This window comes from Clostridium sp. CS001 (assembly GCF_020443565.1).
In the GTDB taxonomy this organism is placed as follows: Bacteria; Bacillota; Clostridia; order Clostridiales; family Clostridiaceae; genus Clostridium_AD.
Genome location: NZ_JAIZZN010000001.1, coordinates 266,533 through 281,720, shown reverse-complemented (window position 1 = coordinate 281,720; position 15,188 = coordinate 266,533). Strand labels below are relative to the sequence as shown.

The window sequence follows — 15,188 nt, the reverse complement described above, 5'->3', positions numbered from 1 at the left end:
ATAAATAAAATCTAATAAAAGATTGAGGTAACAAAATGGATAATAGTAGGTTAGTAGCAATTACAGTTGTAGAAAAGGTATTAAATGAAAATGCTTATTCGAATATAGTATTAGGACTAGAACTTAACAAGTCAGAATTAAACGATAAAGATAAAGCATTAGTTACAGAAATAGTTTATGGCACTTTGAAATACAAGTATACTATCGATAAGATATTGTGTAACTATATAAAGAAAGGCATAGACAAATTAGATAGTTTTGTTTTGAATATACTAAGAATATCAATTTATCAAATTAGGTTTTTAGATAAGATCCCTAGCTTTGCAGTAGTTAATGAGGCTGTAAATTTAACTAAAAAAAAGAGCAATATAGGAGCATCAAAACTTGTTAATGGTGTTCTGCGAAATTATCTAAGGGATGTTGATGTCCATTACTATAATGAAAAGGATGATATTGAAAGATTATGCTTTGAATATTCCTTCACTAAGGCCTTGGTTAAACTTTTTATAAAACAATATGGATCTACTGTAGCGGAAGAAATACTAAAAGGATTAAATTATAAACCTGATGTTACGGTTAGAGTAAATACTCTAAAGCTAACTTATGAAGAAATTTGGGGAAAACTTATAGAAAATGGATACAATATAGAAAAGGGTTATGTATGCTCACAGGCTATACGAATTATTAAAGGGAAAAATATAGAGAATAACCTGTTATTCAACGAAGGTTATATAACTGTTCAAGATGAAAGTGCAATGCTCACAGCAATGTCTATGGAACTTGAGCCAAATTTAAAAGTCTTGGACCTTTGTAGTGCCCCAGGAGGGAAAACAACACATATTGCAGAAATTATGAAAAATACAGGAAATGTGCATGCATTTGATATACATAAAAACAAATTATCATTAATTAATGAAAACTTAAAAAGAATAGGAATTACAAATACAACCTGTGAGGTTATGGATGCTACAGTTTATGTAGAGGAGTTATTTGAATCAGCAGACAGAGTGCTTATGGATGTACCTTGCTCTGGTCTTGGAATTATAAGAAAAAAACCAGAGATAAAGTGGAGCAAAGACATAAGTAACATGAAAAGTATAATAGAAACACAAAGAAAGATAATGGATAACGCTTCAAAATACGTGAAAAAAGGTGGGGTTCTTGTATATTCAACTTGTACTCTTAACAAGGAAGAAAATGAAGAGAACATTCAGTGGTTTATAGAATCACATCCGGATTTTAAAATTGAACCAGTGTTTTATGGCGAATTTAATAATATAAGTTATAGCGATAAAGGTTCTGTTACAATATTACCAAATGAGTACATGGATGGTTTTTTTATAACCAAAATTATAAAGTCGTGGTAGGTGAATAAAGTGGAAAATATCTTGGACTTAAACTTAATAGAACTAAAGCAATGGATGAAAAGTAATGGAGAACCTGAATTTAGAGCAAAACAGGTATGGGACTTTATTTATAAGGGTACTTTTAAATTTGAAAATATGAATAATATTCCACAGACTGTAAAAGCAAAGCTACAAAATAATTTTTATATTGGAATGCCAGAGCTTATAGAGGAATATAGTTCAAAACAAAACGATACACGAAAATATCTCTTTTCATTGAATGATGGTAATTTAATTGAATGTGTTGTTATGAAGTATAAACATGGAAATTCAATATGCATATCCTCGCAAGTTGGATGTAGAATGGGATGCAAGTTTTGTGCTTCTACCATTGGCGGAATGGTTAGAAACTTAACCAACGGAGAGATGTTGTCTCAGATAATGAAATCTCAGAATCTAATTGGAGAGCGAATTTCTAATGTTGTATTAATGGGAAGTGGGGAGCCTTTTGATAACTTTGAAAATGTAATGAAATTCCTTGATATTGTGAATTCAGAGGATGGATTAAATATTGGGCAAAGACATATAACTATTTCTACCTGTGGTATTGTACCTAAAATCAAAGAGTTCGCAGATGCTAACGTGCAAACAACACTGGCTATTTCACTTCATGCTCCTACAGACGAGACCAGAGTGAAGACTATGCCAATAGCAAATAAGTATTCTATTGCAGAAGTTATTGATGCGTGCAAGTACTATATAAGTAAGACTAACAGAAGAATAACTTTTGAATATGCTCTTGTAAAAGGTCTTAACGATAGCCGTGAAGATGCAGAGAAGTTAAGTTTGTTATTAAAGGGCATGCTTTGTCATGTTAACTTAATTCCAGTCAATGAGATAAAAGAAAATGAATTAAAAAGATCTTCAAATGACGATGTTGCTGAGTTTATGAAAGTGCTTGAAGCTAATAATATTTTGGCAACAATAAGAAGAGAAATGGGACTTGATATTAATGCGGCATGTGGACAACTTAGAAGAAGCTACATTAAGGAGAAGAACTTAAATAAGGGGGTGTAACAATGCTGGGGATTTTATCTGATGTGGGAAATGTTAGAAAGACAAATGAAGACTCAGTAGGTTATTTTGAGGGCGATGATATTGAAATTTATATTGTAGCAGATGGGATGGGTGGGCATAATGCAGGAGAAGTTGCCAGTGAACTTGCAACTAAGATTATAATTGATTATATTAAAAGTAATCACCACGGTTTGAACATGAAAGATGTGCTTTCAGAAGGGATAAAATCTGCAAATAAAAAAATTTATGATATTGCAAGAGAAAGTGATTTACTTAAAGGAATGGGTACAACTGTAACAATTTGTTTTAAGAAACAAAATAAAATGGTGGTTGCAAACGTAGGTGACAGTAGTTGTTATATTATTGATAACAAAAGAGAGCTATCAAAGATTACAAGAGATCACTCTTTGGTACAACAACTTTTAGATAATGGTACTATAACTGAAGAGAAAGCTAGAAATCATCCAAATAAAAATATTATTACAAGGGCACTTGGAACGAATGAATTAGTGGAAGTTGATTTATTTGATGTTGATTTGACAAAGGTAATCAAGTGTGTTTTATGTACAGATGGGCTTACTAATGATGTGACTTATTCTGAAATGTATGATATTATTATGGAAAATGATAATGATTCTAGTTGCAAAATGCTAGTGGATTTGAGCAAATCTAAGGGTGGACGCGATAACATATCAGTTATCGTATTTGAAGGAGAGTGCAGAGATGATAGGAACCATATTAGGGAGTAGATATGAACTCCTTGAAAAAATTGGAGAGGGTGGAATGGCAATAGTTTATAAAGCTAAGTGTCATTTACTCAATCGTTATGTTGCAGTAAAAATACTAAAAGAAGAATACTCAAATAATGCAGACTTTATGGAAAAATTTAAAAGAGAAGCTGCATCAGTAGCTAGTCTTTCATCTAATAATATAGTTAATATCTATGATGTTGGAAGTGAAAGGGATATTAACTATATTGTAATGGAATATATAGAAGGAAAAACATTGAAGCAAATTATACTTGAAAATGGTAGCATGAATTGTGATCAGGTAATAGACTATGGAATGCAAATTGCTAAAGCACTTGAATGTGCTCATAAGAATAAAATTATACATAGGGATATCAAACCTCATAATATCCTAGTAACTGAAGATGGAACAGTTAAAGTTACGGATTTTGGTATAGCAAAAGCCACTAGCTCTGTAACCATCACTAATACTAGTACAGTAATGGGGTCGGCTCATTATTTCTCACCAGAACAAGCAAAAGCGAGTTTTGTGGACTGTAGAACAGACATTTATTCTTTCGGAATAGTGCTTTATGAGATGACAACAGGTAGGGTGCCTTATGACGCAGAAAGTCCTGTTTCTGTGGCATTAAAGCATATCCAACAACCAATTATACCACCTAAACAAATTAATGGTAATATTCCTGAGAATTTAAATAAATTAATAGTTAAAGCTATTGAAAAGGAACCTATAAAAAGATATCAAACTGCAAAAGAGATGTTTTTAGATTTGAAGAGGATACAAAATAACAGTTCTTACAATATACCAACAAGCAGCAATGAAAATGAATACACAAGAATTATGGAGCCTGTAAATGTACTAGATTATGAAAAGGAACAAGTGCCTAAGGGAGAAAAAAATAAGGTTAATAAAAAAAGCAAAACAAAAATAATAATTTCAGTTGCAATAATTTTAGTAATTCTTCTAGGTAGCGCTTTAGGATACATTTTAACAAAAGGCGGAGCGCCAGGTGAACCCAAAGTTACGAATCAAATATTAGTGCCTAAAATTGTAGGGCTTGATAAAAAAGAAGCAGAAGAGGTAGTTAAAAAGTTAGGACTCATTTTTTCAGTAGCAGATGAAGTGAATAGCGATAAGCCAAAGGACGTTGTTACAACCTGTTTTCCAGAAGAGGGAACGGAAGTCAAACCTAATCAAGAAGTAAGGGTTTATATTAGTAAAGGATTAGAAAGTTTCACCGCTCCTCTTGTTAAAGGGTATGATAAAATTTCAGCAAAATCTCTTATTGAAGGAAGCGGACTAGTGCTAGGTAATGTTACAGAGGAGTTCAGTGATACCATTGCCAGTGGCATAGTAATGAGTCAAAATCCAAGTGAAGATAGTCCAGTGCAAAAGGGCGATAAGATAAGTTTAGTAATAAGTAAGGGAGCTGAAGTTAAATCAACTAAAGTGCCAGATTTAAATGGCTTATCCTTAGATGAAGCACAACGAGTTTTACAAAATAAAAAGCTGAAATTAGGCAATAAAAAGGAAATAGTGACTAATGATAAGTCTCAAGATGGGAAGATTTTCAATCAAGATATTGCTGCATATGCAGAAGTCATTGAAGGTAACTCCGTAGGTGTTAGCTATTATAGGTATGAAGAGCCTAAAAAAGAAGAATTTGTTGTTCCGGACTTTAGGGGGAAAACAATTGCAGAGGCAAAAGCTTTAGCTGAAAGCCTGGATATAAGTATTAATACTGTTGGAAATGATGATTATATTATTGAATCACAAGATAGAAAGCCGGGGGATAAGGCCGATGTTGGAGATGTTATAACGTTAACAGCAAAAGAACCAGTACCACCAGTGACACAATAACTAATTAATTAAGTCAATGAAAGATAAATCATGGAGGTTATATGCAAGGGATAATCATGAAGGGTATCGGTGGGCTTTACTTTGTAAAAGCCGAAGATAAAATCATAGAATGTACAGCAAGGGGTAAGTTCAGATATTCTGGGCTTTCCCCTGTTATTGGTGATAAGGTTGAGGTAATACTAGAAACAGAGGATAAAGGCGTAATTGAAAAGATTTTTACCAGGGAAACAGAGATGATACGCCCTGTAGTTGCTAATGTTACTCAAGCTTTTGTTGTTTTTGCTTTCAAAAAACCGGATTTGAATATGGATTTACTTAATAAATTTCTAGTGCTTTGTAAATATTACAAACTAAAGATAGTTCTTTGTTTAAATAAGTTAGATTTAGTTGAGGAAGTTGACGATGAACTTATTAAAGAATTGAAAAGTGTGGGCTGTGATATAGTATTTTTGAAAGCAAAAGAAGGAGAAGGTCTTGATGAGCTTAAAACAAAGATAAAAGATAATATTAGTGTTTTTTGTGGACCCTCTGGGGTTGGAAAATCAACTATCCTTAATAGCTTAGTTGGAAGAGAAGCAATGAAAACTGGAGAAGTAAGTCAAAAGTCGCAGAAGGGGAAGCACACTACTAGGCATAGTGAGCTTATTGAATGTGGAGAGGGATTTTTGCTGGATACTCCAGGATTTTCATCCTTAAACATAGATTTCATAGAGAAAGAAGAGTTGCAGTATTGTTTTCCAGAGTTTGAAAAGTATAGATGTGAATGTAGATTTTCAAATTGTATACATCATAAAGAACCTAACTGTAGCGTTAAAGACGCGGTAGCAGCAAAAGAAATATACACGTATAGATATAAATTTTATATAAAAACATTAGAAGAAATTATTGCTAGGGGGAATAAAAGATGATAAAAATAGCACCGTCAATATTATCAGCAGATTTTTCAAGATTAGGGGAACACATCAAGCAGTTAGAAGAGTGTGGTGCGGATATGATTCACATTGATGTAATGGACGGTATGTTCGTACCAAATATCTCTTTTGGTACCCCAATTATTAAGAGTATTAGAAAACTAACAAAATTAACATTTGATGTGCATCTTATGATAGAAGAGCCTTCTAGATATGTAGAAGACTTTGTAAAGGCTGGAGCTGATATTATAACTGTTCATTATGAGGCTGATAGACATATTGATAGAACCATTAACTACATAAAAAGCTTTGGGGTTAAAGCAGCGGTTGCATTGAATCCTGCTACGCCTGTAGACTGCATTAAACATTTAATAAGCAATGTTGATATGGTACTTATTATGTCAGTAAATCCTGGATTCGGCGGACAAAAGTATATTGATTACTGCACAGAAAAAATTAAGGAAGTTAGAGCTATTGCTGATAAGTGCAATAAGAATCTTATGATCCAAGTAGATGGTGGCATTGATGAAACTAATATTGGGAAAGTTGTGAGTAACGGTGCAGATGTAATTGTTGCCGGTTCAGCTGTATTTAAAAATGGAGAAATAGAGAAAAATATAAGAACTCTAAGAGCTGGAATTTAACATGAAGGTTATAATAATATCAGGGGGAAAACCACCATCTAAAGAACTTTTGCTGCAGGAAGTTACAGAAGATACATTTTTAATTGCAGCGGATAGTGGTGCTAATTGTTTGTATAAATACAATATTAAACCAGATTTGCTTTTAGGAGATTTTGATTCCATTGATAGAGATGTATTGGAATATTTTAAAAAGAGTAATTGTACTATGGATGTTTACCCTACAGAAAAGGATTTTACTGATACTGAAATTGCTGTTAAAAAGGCTCTGAGTATGAAGCCTAGTGAAATAGTATTCTTAGGATGCACAGGGAGTAGAGTTGATCATTTACTAGGTAACATAGGAATGCTAAAGATTTGCTTGCAAAACGGCGTTAATGCCTACGTTAAGGATGAAAACAATAATATTAGGTTAACTAGTTCATCGACTTCATTAAGGGGCACAGGTGGTCAAATATTCTCATTGCAAGCCTATGGAGATGAAGTAACTCAGCTAACCATTGAAGGTGCAAAATATTCTTTGAATAATTATAATTTGAAAATTGGAGAGAGTATAACAATTTCCAATGAATTTTTAGGGGATATTGTGAACCTTAAGTTTAAAACTGGCACACTGATGATAATATTATCATCAGATTAACATATATGTAAAAACTATTTTTTTATTGATGAATTCAATAGAAAAATAGTTTTTTTTATTGAGTAACATTAGTAATAATGAATCATATAATAATATTGGAATACTTTTGGGGGGAATAACCTATGAAAAAGTACTATAAGTGTTTAGAAAAGCAACTGGGGATAATAATTGCATGCATAGGAATAGGAATTATAACTGTAGTAGTTGTTCCGTTTTGGTGGTGGATAATTGCAGTAGGAGGGGCAGTTGTTTATTTTGGATTCAATATAATCAATGATAAAAATCATTAACAATATCACAGATGATGATTTAATAGTAATGTGAAGATATATAGGTAATTTCTAGAGATGTTTTTGCAAAGTTCATGTTGGGAGGTAAGAGATGCGTATTATGGCCATAAAATTACCGAGATTTATGTCTAAAATAATAAAGTTTTTTCTTAGAAAATAACATAAAAACCTTGGGGATACAAAAATTTATAAATTATAGTTAGTAACTTTTAAATAAAAAATGCAGCTTTAACAGCTGCATTTTTATTCCTCAATTATATAGCACGTTGTACTTTACCTGAACGAAGACATCTAGTACATACATGTATAGATTTAGGCGTTCCGCTAACTATAGCTTTGATTTTTTGTATGTTTGGAGCCCACTTTCTTTTTGATAGACGGTGTGAGTGACTATATTGGCTACCTGAAATAACACCTTTATTGCATATTTCGCATTTTCTTGACATTGAAAACACCTCCTTAGACTACGAAGAAAAATTCATTTCCATTGAAACACAAATTATTGTAACATAAATACTACTCACCTTGCAAGTAAAATACAGAATTATAGTTACGAATTAATTATAAAATTAATTTTCTTGAATAAATTAGTATTATAATATAAAATAATGTATATAGCAGTATAAGGAGGAATTTCAATGAAAGGTAACATTACGAACGAGAATGGTAGTATATATTATTCAGAGGAAGCCTTAGCTAATATAGTTGGCATTTCCACAATGGAGTGTTATGGAGTTGTTGGCATGGCTTTAAAAAATGCCAAGGACGGATTTTGGCAATTGATTAAGAGCGATGGTTTAAATAAAGGCGTTAAAATTCATTCTAAGGAAAATGAAGATTCTAATGAAAATCAGCTAGTTATTGAATTATATGTAATAGTTGAATATGGCACAAAAATCTCTGTTATAGCAAATAACATAGTTCAAAAAATAAAATATAATGTTGAAAATTATACGGGACTGAAAGTTGCAACAATAACAGTAAACGTCCAAGGTGTAAGGGTCTAAGGAGGTAAGGATAGTGGAATACTTAAAAATTAACGGACAACATTTCCGAAATATGCTAATAAATGCGTCAAATAGGTTGGAAGATGAAAAAGAATACGTAAACGCCCTAAATGTGTTTCCGGTTCCAGACGGAGATACAGGTACCAATATGTCAATGACATTTAAAGCAGCTGTAAGTGAAATTGAAGGTATGAAAACAACCTCAATTGGAGAGATAGCACAAAAGGTAGCTAGAGGCGCGCTTATGGGTGCAAGAGGTAACTCAGGTGTTATATTGTCACAAATATTTAGAGGCATTGGAAAAGGACTTGAAGGCATCCATGAAGCTACTTCGGAAGAGTTTGCTAAAAGTATTTTAGAAGGTGCAAATTTTGCATATAAGGCTGTTATGAGACCAACCGAAGGAACCATTTTAACTATTATTAAGGCAGCTGGCGAGTGCGCGGTTAATACTCAAGTAGATGATGTGCTTATACTTATGAAAGAGGTTTGTAAGCATAGTGAAATTATGCTAGATAAAACTCCAGATATGCTTCCTGCATTAAAAGAGGCAAAGGTAGTTGATGCAGGAGGAATGGGACTATTAATATTATTTAAGGGAATGCATGAAGCCTTAAGTAGTAACATGGAAGCTACAATTAATAAATCAGACAAGCAAGGTTCTAAATCAGAGGCATTTATACCCGTAGCCAGTGATATTCCTGTAGATATAAAGTTTGCATACTGTACTGAATTATTAGTTATAACAGAAAACCCAAATACTATTGATTTAAAGAATTATTTAGAAAAACTTGGAGATTCAATGGTTGTGGTGGCTCAGGATGAATTTGTTAAAATTCACATTCACACAAATGATCCAGGGCTGGTACTTTCAAAAGCAGTAACACTAGGGGAACTGTCCAAGATAAAGATTGAGAATATGAAAGAACAACATAGAAATTTATTAGGCATTGAAGAGAATGAAGTTCAAGAAACTGTGCAAGAAAAGGTTATTGAAAACAAAAAATATGGATTTGTATCTGTTGCACTTGGAGAAGGAATTAAAAATATTTTTGAGGATTTAGGTGTGGATGTTGTAATAGAAGGTGGCCAAACCATGAATCCAAGTACGCAAGATATATTAGACGCTATAAATAGCATTAATGCAGATAATATATTTGTATTGCCAAATAATAAGAATATACTTATGGCAGCGCTTCAGGCAGTTGAATTGTCAGAAAAAAATGTAATAGTTATTCCATCGAAAACTATACCACAAGGAGTAACTGCTGTAACCATGTTTAATGTAGAGGCTAGTGCAGAAGAAAATGAAAATATATTTAAAGAAGCAATTAAGAATGTTGCAACAGCGTCTATAACATTTGCAGTTAAAGATACTGAGGCTGATGGTAAAATAATAAAAGAAGGAAATATATTAGGTTTAGTTGAACAAAATATTAAAGAGGTTGGAACAGATATTTATAAGGTTTGTGAAGACATTATAGATAGTATGATCACCGGTGATAGTGAACTTGTTACAATTTTCTATGGTGAAGATTGTAGTGAAGGTGAAGTAGAAGAATTTATTTCTGTTTTAGAGGGTAAATATCCAGATATAGATATTCAATATTATAATGGAAAGCAACCACTATATTATTTTATTGTTTCAGTTGAATAAAAGCCTTAGGGCTTTTTTTCTTATTTAGTTGGTATTAAAATCTTACTTTTGGAGTGGTGTTTTTGGATATTTATAGTGATATAAAGTATATAAAAGGTGTTGGTCCTAAAATGGCTGAAACTATGAATAAATGTGGGATTTTTAATGTACTGGATTTGCTATTATACTTCCCACGAGATTATGAACAAGTATCTGCTAAGAAAAGTATATTGGATTGCGTGGAAAGTGAAAAGGTCATTATAGAGTGTACTGTTTTAAATATATTAAAAGATGTCAGGTTAAAAAATAATAAAACTCTTTCTACAATAGAATTTTGTCAAGATGAAAACAAATTTAAGGGAAAATGGTTTAATCAACCCTATGCAAAAAATAGTTTTAAGATTTCAAATAAATATATTATTACAGGAAAAGTGGATAAGTTTAAAGATGAAATCACAATTATGAATCCTAAAATAGTGAAAAATACATCCATGGATGAAAATAAAATAATTGCCAAGTATCCACTTAAAAGCAATATTACAAATAATTTTTTTAATAAAATTATATCAGACGTGTTGTGTAACGTTGAAATAAAAGAAAATTTGCCTAAAGACCTTGTGAAAAAATATGATTTTTGTTCTTTAAATGATGCTATAAGAAATATACATAGTCCCAATAATTTGGCGCTACTTAATGAATCAAGAAGAAGACTTAAATTTCAAGAGCTATTTAACTATTCATTAAAAATACTAATGCTAAAGGAGTTTATAAAAGATCATAATGAGGGTATTCAATTCAAAATGACTAAAGAACTCACAACTTTAAAAGAGTGTCTTCCTTTCGAGCTTACTAAGTCACAAAGTAAAGTTGTACGTGAAATTTTAATAGATCAAAAGAAAAATATAGGTATGAATAGACTGGTTCAAGGAGATGTTGGAAGTGGCAAAACTATAGTTGCTATAATTACTATGTTTAACGTGGTAAAGAATGGTTATCAAACAGCTATGATGGCTCCAACTGAAATTTTAGCAAAGCAACACTTTGAGGAAATTCAAAAGGTATTAAAAAAATTCCAGCTTAAAATACAATTGTTAAGTGGAAGCACCACGCAAAAAAACAAAGAATTGATTAAGCAGGAGTTAAAAGATGGTGCCATTGATATACTTATTGGAACTCATGCACTTATTGAAGATAATGTTGAATTTAAAAACTTAGGTATGATTGTCACTGATGAGCAACATCGGTTTGGAGTGTCACAAAGAAATAGATTTTCTAATAAAGGAAAAAATATAGATATTCTTGTAATGACTGCTACTCCTATTCCAAGAACATTATCTTTATATTTATATGGTGATTTAGAAGTCTCTATTATAGATGAATTACCGCCAGGTAGGCAGAAAATTGATACGTCCTATGAAAGTATGTCCAAAAGTAAGTATGTTTATGAATTTGCCTTAAGTGAAGTTAATAAGGGCAGGCAAGTTTACATCGTTTGCCCACTAGTTGAAGAAAATGAAGAGATGAAATTAAGTTCAGTTGAGAAGCTTTATGAGAAATTAAAAAAGGAACACTTTAGTAATATAGAGATAGGAATGGTATATGGTAAAATGCCTAGTAAACTTAAAAATGAAATCATGGATAAATTCAAAAGTGGAGAAATAAAAGCACTGATTGCGACTACTGTAATTGAAGTTGGCGTAAATGTTCCAAATGCTACAATTATGATAATCGAAAACGCAGAAAGATTTGGACTTGCACAACTACATCAACTTAGGGGACGGGTAGGACGTGGAATACATAAGTCCTATTGCATACTTTTGGCTAATATTACAAACAATATAGTAAAAAAGCGATTAGAAGTATTGGTAAAAAGTAACGATGGCTTTTTTATTGCTGAGGAAGATTTAAAAACTAGGGGTGCAGGAGAACTATTTGGATTTAAACAGCATGGTGAATCAGGATTAATTTTAGCAGATGTAATTGAAGATATTAATGTTTTAAAGATTGCGAATGGTGAAGCAAAAAAATTAATGCAAAGTGATAATACTGAAGATGTAAAAATAAAGAATGAAATAATAGATAAAATTGAGAAAAGTGCTAACTATATTTGTTTCAATTAGGTAAAAATATCTTTGTATAAATTACATAGTTATGTTAAAATATTATCGAAACTTGCTTAAATGGAGGAATAAACATATGAGAATTATTTCAGGAAGTGCAAAAGGGAAAAAGATATTGTCACCTGTTGGAATGGGAACTAGACCAACTTTAGATAGAATAAAAGAATCTATATTTAATATAATCCAAAACAGGACACGTGGTTCAGTAGTGGTGGATATGTTCTCTGGGACAGGTAGCTTAGGTCTTGAGGCAGCAAGCAGAGGTGCTGAAAAGTGCTATCTAATTGATATGGGAGATACTACATTTGAAATGTTAAAGCAAAATGTAGATAATTTAAAGTTTAATGATAAATGTACATGTTTAAAAGGGGATACGTATAAATATATGCAGCAATTTGCTGATGAAAAAATTGTTTTTGATTTAATATTTATAGACCCACCCTATGCTAAAGACATGATTCCGCCTGCAATTGAGATTATTGCGGCAAATTGTCTTTTAAGGAAAGATGGATTAATTGTTTGCAAAATAGATTCCTCTGAGGAAATATACCAGGGAAATTCTATTATTTATCTTTGTGATTTAAGAAAGTATGGCAATACTACGGTATTGTTTTATGAGTATAAGTAGTCTAGTAACTAAGAGTTGTTAAGATTCTAGAGTAATACAGCTTGAGTGACAGCAAATAATGGTTGCAAGGGCGGATGAAAAGTGGAGGAATAACATGAAAAAAGCAATTTGCCCTGGAAGTTTTGACCCAATAACCAATGGACATTTAGATATTATTGAGAGGGCTGCCAAGATTTTTGACGAATTAATTGTAGGCGTTCTTGTAAACCCCGATAAAAAAGGGCTCTTTACTGTAGATGAGAGAGTGGAGCAAATAAAAAAACTAGTAAAAAACTTGCCAAATGTGCAGGTCAAGCAGTTTAGTGGTTTGCTTGTTGATCTTATGAATGAAGAAGGAGCAGGGGTTATTGTTAAAGGCCTTAGAGCTGTTTCAGATTTTGATTATGAGTTTCAACTGGCATCAATGAATAATAAGCTAGATCCAACTAAAGAAACGGTATTTATAATGACTAAGGCAGAATATTGCTACCTAAGTTCTTCCTCGGTTAAACAAGTTGCAATGTTTGGAGGGTGTATTAAGGGATTAGTTCCTGATGAAATTATCCCAGATATAATGAAGAAAATTAATTCTAAATAGGGGGAAAAGTATGGATGTTATAAAACTTTTAGAATACCTTCAAGAAATCATTGAGAGTTCCTCAAAGATACCTGTTACAGGTAAGGCAGTTATAAATAAAAAAGAAATATTAGATATAATTGATCAGATTACCAATCATTTGCCAGAAGAATTTAAAAGGGCTCAATGGGTTTGTGATGAAAAAGAACGAATTCTTACTGATGCAAAAAAACAAGCAAAGGTTTTTGAGGATGAAACCATGGATAAAATAAAAAGAAGAGTTGAAAAACAGGACCTAGTTAAAGAAGCACAAACAAGAGCAGAAGAAATCATAGCGTCGGCGCAAAGAGATGCTAAGACTATGAGGCTAGGTGCTAAAGATTATGCAGACGAAATATTATCGGAGTTAGACAAAGAGATTGAATTAAAGGGTCAGCAAATGCTTCATAAGGTTAAAGACGATGTTCAAGGATTTTTAATAATGATGCAGGGAGAGTTTACGGAAACTACAAATTCAATAAGAGAGAACGTAAAAGAGTTAAGGGATATGAAATAGCCTAGTTATATTTTTAAGTAATAGTGGAATAATTAGAATTATTAATAGTAAAATGTGTAGGTTATCACTCTTATATATGCCTATGTTATTAAAAGCGAAAACAGATGAACTCTGTAGGAAAACATAGTATAAAACTATTGTTAAAATTGAAGAAATTATCCCTTGAATAAATTTACGAGCAATATATTTTTTTATTGAGAGTGCATATTTGTATGTATAGCTATAAACTTGAGAAATTATAGATAAGCCACTAAATCCAATTAAAAAACTTAAAATTGGAAGTTTTACATAGAGATTTGAACTGCTAAGAGATATTAAGTAACATCCATTGGTCATTTCTAACATGCCCAGTAATAAACCTTCTATAAAATTTCCTGATGAACCAGTAATTAAAGACGCTTTATTTAGGATAATGTGAAATATCGCATTATCTTTAATAATTCCCGTTATTACTGAGAATGCTACAATGAAACCACCTATATTTAGGCAGCTTTTCACGGCATCTTCTATACTGTTTTTAAGTGTTATTCCAATATTTTTATCGGTAACTTTAGGGCTTAAATAATTGCAATTTTTAGTTCGATAAGAATAGTTATTTGAAGGAATAATAAACCCCATAAACATACAAGATAAAATATTAGAAGCTAATAATATGTATCCAATTTTAGAACTTGACATCATAGAAGCTCCAATTGAACCTATGATAAACAGGGGACTTGCGTTAGAAGCAATATTTAGTAATCTTTCACAAGTTTTTAAATCAATTATTTTTTTTTCGTATAAATCGCAAGTATACCTTGCACCTAAGGGATAACCACATAAGGTACTAACCACCAAGGCAAAGCTACATTCTTTTGGTAATCTTAGGGGTTTACAAAGTATATTCCCTAGTAACTTTGAGTAAATATGAATGCCATCGTAGTTAATTATAATGTTTATAACAACTAAAAATGGAAAAAGAGAAGGGAAAACTGCATTAAAGAACAATTTGGCACCGGATATAGTGTAGCGAATACAAATATTTGGTGCTAATATTATTTGGAGAATAATAAGAGAGCAAACTATTGTTATTAAAATATTTACTTTCAAAGTCTTAAACAACTTAAATAATAAGAGGACTATGATAACTAACAGCATAATTAATAGTAACCTCAATTTTAAACTCCTTTT

General features: G+C 31.8%; 16 protein-coding genes. 14 read left to right on the top strand and 2 right to left on the bottom strand.

The features are described 5' to 3' along the window. Positions 1–35: 35 nt before the first annotated feature. The 8 genes from rsmB (at position 36) to LGK97_RS01295 (ending at position 7,515) form a co-directional block, all read left to right on the top strand. Positions 36–1,367: a 16S rRNA (cytosine(967)-C(5))-methyltransferase RsmB gene (rsmB, locus tag LGK97_RS01330; protein ID WP_226257927.1), complete on the top strand. Its 1,332-nt coding sequence runs from the start codon at positions 36–38 to the stop codon at positions 1,365–1,367. Between the two features lie 9 nt (positions 1,368–1,376). Next, positions 1,377–2,423: a 23S rRNA (adenine(2503)-C(2))-methyltransferase RlmN gene (rlmN, locus tag LGK97_RS01325; protein ID WP_226257926.1), complete on the top strand. Its 1,047-nt coding sequence runs from the start codon at positions 1,377–1,379 to the stop codon at positions 2,421–2,423. A 2-nt stretch (positions 2,424–2,425) separates the two neighbouring features. Then, complete coding sequence (locus LGK97_RS01320; protein WP_226257925.1) at positions 2,426–3,172, top strand: Stp1/IreP family PP2C-type Ser/Thr phosphatase; 747 nt, start codon at positions 2,426–2,428, stop codon at positions 3,170–3,172. After that, positions 3,147–5,033 carry a Stk1 family PASTA domain-containing Ser/Thr kinase gene (gene pknB / locus LGK97_RS01315; protein WP_226257924.1) on the top strand — a complete coding sequence of 629 codons (1,887 nt, stop codon included), beginning with the start codon at positions 3,147–3,149 and terminating at the stop codon, positions 5,031–5,033. Before LGK97_RS01320 ends, pknB begins: the two co-directional genes overlap by 26 nt. Before the next feature lie 41 nt (positions 5,034–5,074). Further along, the gene (rsgA, locus tag LGK97_RS01310; protein ID WP_226257923.1) at positions 5,075–5,941 is read left to right on the top strand and encodes a ribosome small subunit-dependent GTPase A; all 867 of its coding nucleotides are present in this window, start codon (positions 5,075–5,077) and stop codon (positions 5,939–5,941) included. Beyond that, positions 5,938–6,588: a ribulose-phosphate 3-epimerase gene (gene rpe / locus LGK97_RS01305; RefSeq protein ID WP_226257922.1), complete on the top strand. Its 651-nt coding sequence runs from the start codon at positions 5,938–5,940 to the stop codon at positions 6,586–6,588. Before rsgA ends, rpe begins: the two co-directional genes overlap by 4 nt. 1 nt (position 6,589) lies before the next feature. Then, positions 6,590–7,225 (top strand): thiamine diphosphokinase, encoded by a 636-nt coding sequence (locus LGK97_RS01300; protein ID WP_226257921.1) that lies wholly within the window; start codon positions 6,590–6,592, stop codon positions 7,223–7,225. 122 nt (positions 7,226–7,347) lie between these two features. Next, a complete protein-coding gene (locus LGK97_RS01295; RefSeq protein WP_226257920.1) occupies positions 7,348–7,515 on the top strand; it encodes a hypothetical protein in 168 nt (55 codons plus the stop codon). Positions 7,516–7,769: 254 nt separating this feature from the next. Here LGK97_RS01295 and rpmB read toward each other — a convergent pair whose 3' ends face one another. Next, positions 7,770–7,961 (bottom strand): 50S ribosomal protein L28, encoded by a 192-nt coding sequence (gene rpmB / locus LGK97_RS01290; RefSeq protein ID WP_226257919.1) that lies wholly within the window; start codon positions 7,959–7,961, stop codon positions 7,770–7,772. A gap of 192 nt (positions 7,962–8,153) precedes the next feature. On the opposite strand from rpmB, the gene LGK97_RS01285 reads away from it, so the two are divergent. The 6 genes from LGK97_RS01285 (at position 8,154) to LGK97_RS01260 (ending at position 14,018) form a co-directional block, all read left to right on the top strand. Continuing rightward, positions 8,154–8,522, top strand: a complete 369-nt coding sequence (locus LGK97_RS01285) for an Asp23/Gls24 family envelope stress response protein (protein WP_226257918.1) — start codon at positions 8,154–8,156, stop codon at positions 8,520–8,522. 13 nt (positions 8,523–8,535) lie between these two features. Beyond that, entirely contained in the window at positions 8,536–10,179 is a 1,644-nt protein-coding gene (locus tag LGK97_RS01280) for a DAK2 domain-containing protein (RefSeq protein WP_226257917.1), read from the top strand. 62 nt (positions 10,180–10,241) lie between these two features. Continuing rightward, positions 10,242–12,278 (top strand): ATP-dependent DNA helicase RecG, encoded by a 2,037-nt coding sequence (gene recG / locus LGK97_RS01275; protein WP_226257916.1) that lies wholly within the window; start codon positions 10,242–10,244, stop codon positions 12,276–12,278. 76 nt (positions 12,279–12,354) lie between these two features. Then, a complete protein-coding gene (gene rsmD / locus LGK97_RS01270; protein WP_226257915.1) occupies positions 12,355–12,906 on the top strand; it encodes a 16S rRNA (guanine(966)-N(2))-methyltransferase RsmD in 552 nt (183 codons plus the stop codon). A gap of 94 nt (positions 12,907–13,000) precedes the next feature. Further along, positions 13,001–13,483, top strand: a complete 483-nt coding sequence (coaD, locus tag LGK97_RS01265; RefSeq protein ID WP_226257914.1) for a pantetheine-phosphate adenylyltransferase — start codon at positions 13,001–13,003, stop codon at positions 13,481–13,483. A gap of 10 nt (positions 13,484–13,493) precedes the next feature. After that, positions 13,494–14,018, top strand: a complete 525-nt coding sequence (locus LGK97_RS01260; RefSeq protein ID WP_226257913.1) for an ATPase — start codon at positions 13,494–13,496, stop codon at positions 14,016–14,018. Here LGK97_RS01260 and ylbJ read toward each other — a convergent pair. Further along, positions 14,001–15,173 carry a sporulation integral membrane protein YlbJ gene (gene ylbJ / locus LGK97_RS01255; RefSeq protein ID WP_413228404.1) on the bottom strand — a complete coding sequence of 391 codons (1,173 nt, stop codon included), beginning with the start codon at positions 15,171–15,173 and terminating at the stop codon, positions 14,001–14,003. The genes LGK97_RS01260 and ylbJ overlap by 18 nt on opposite strands. Positions 15,174–15,188: the final 15 nt, after the last annotated feature.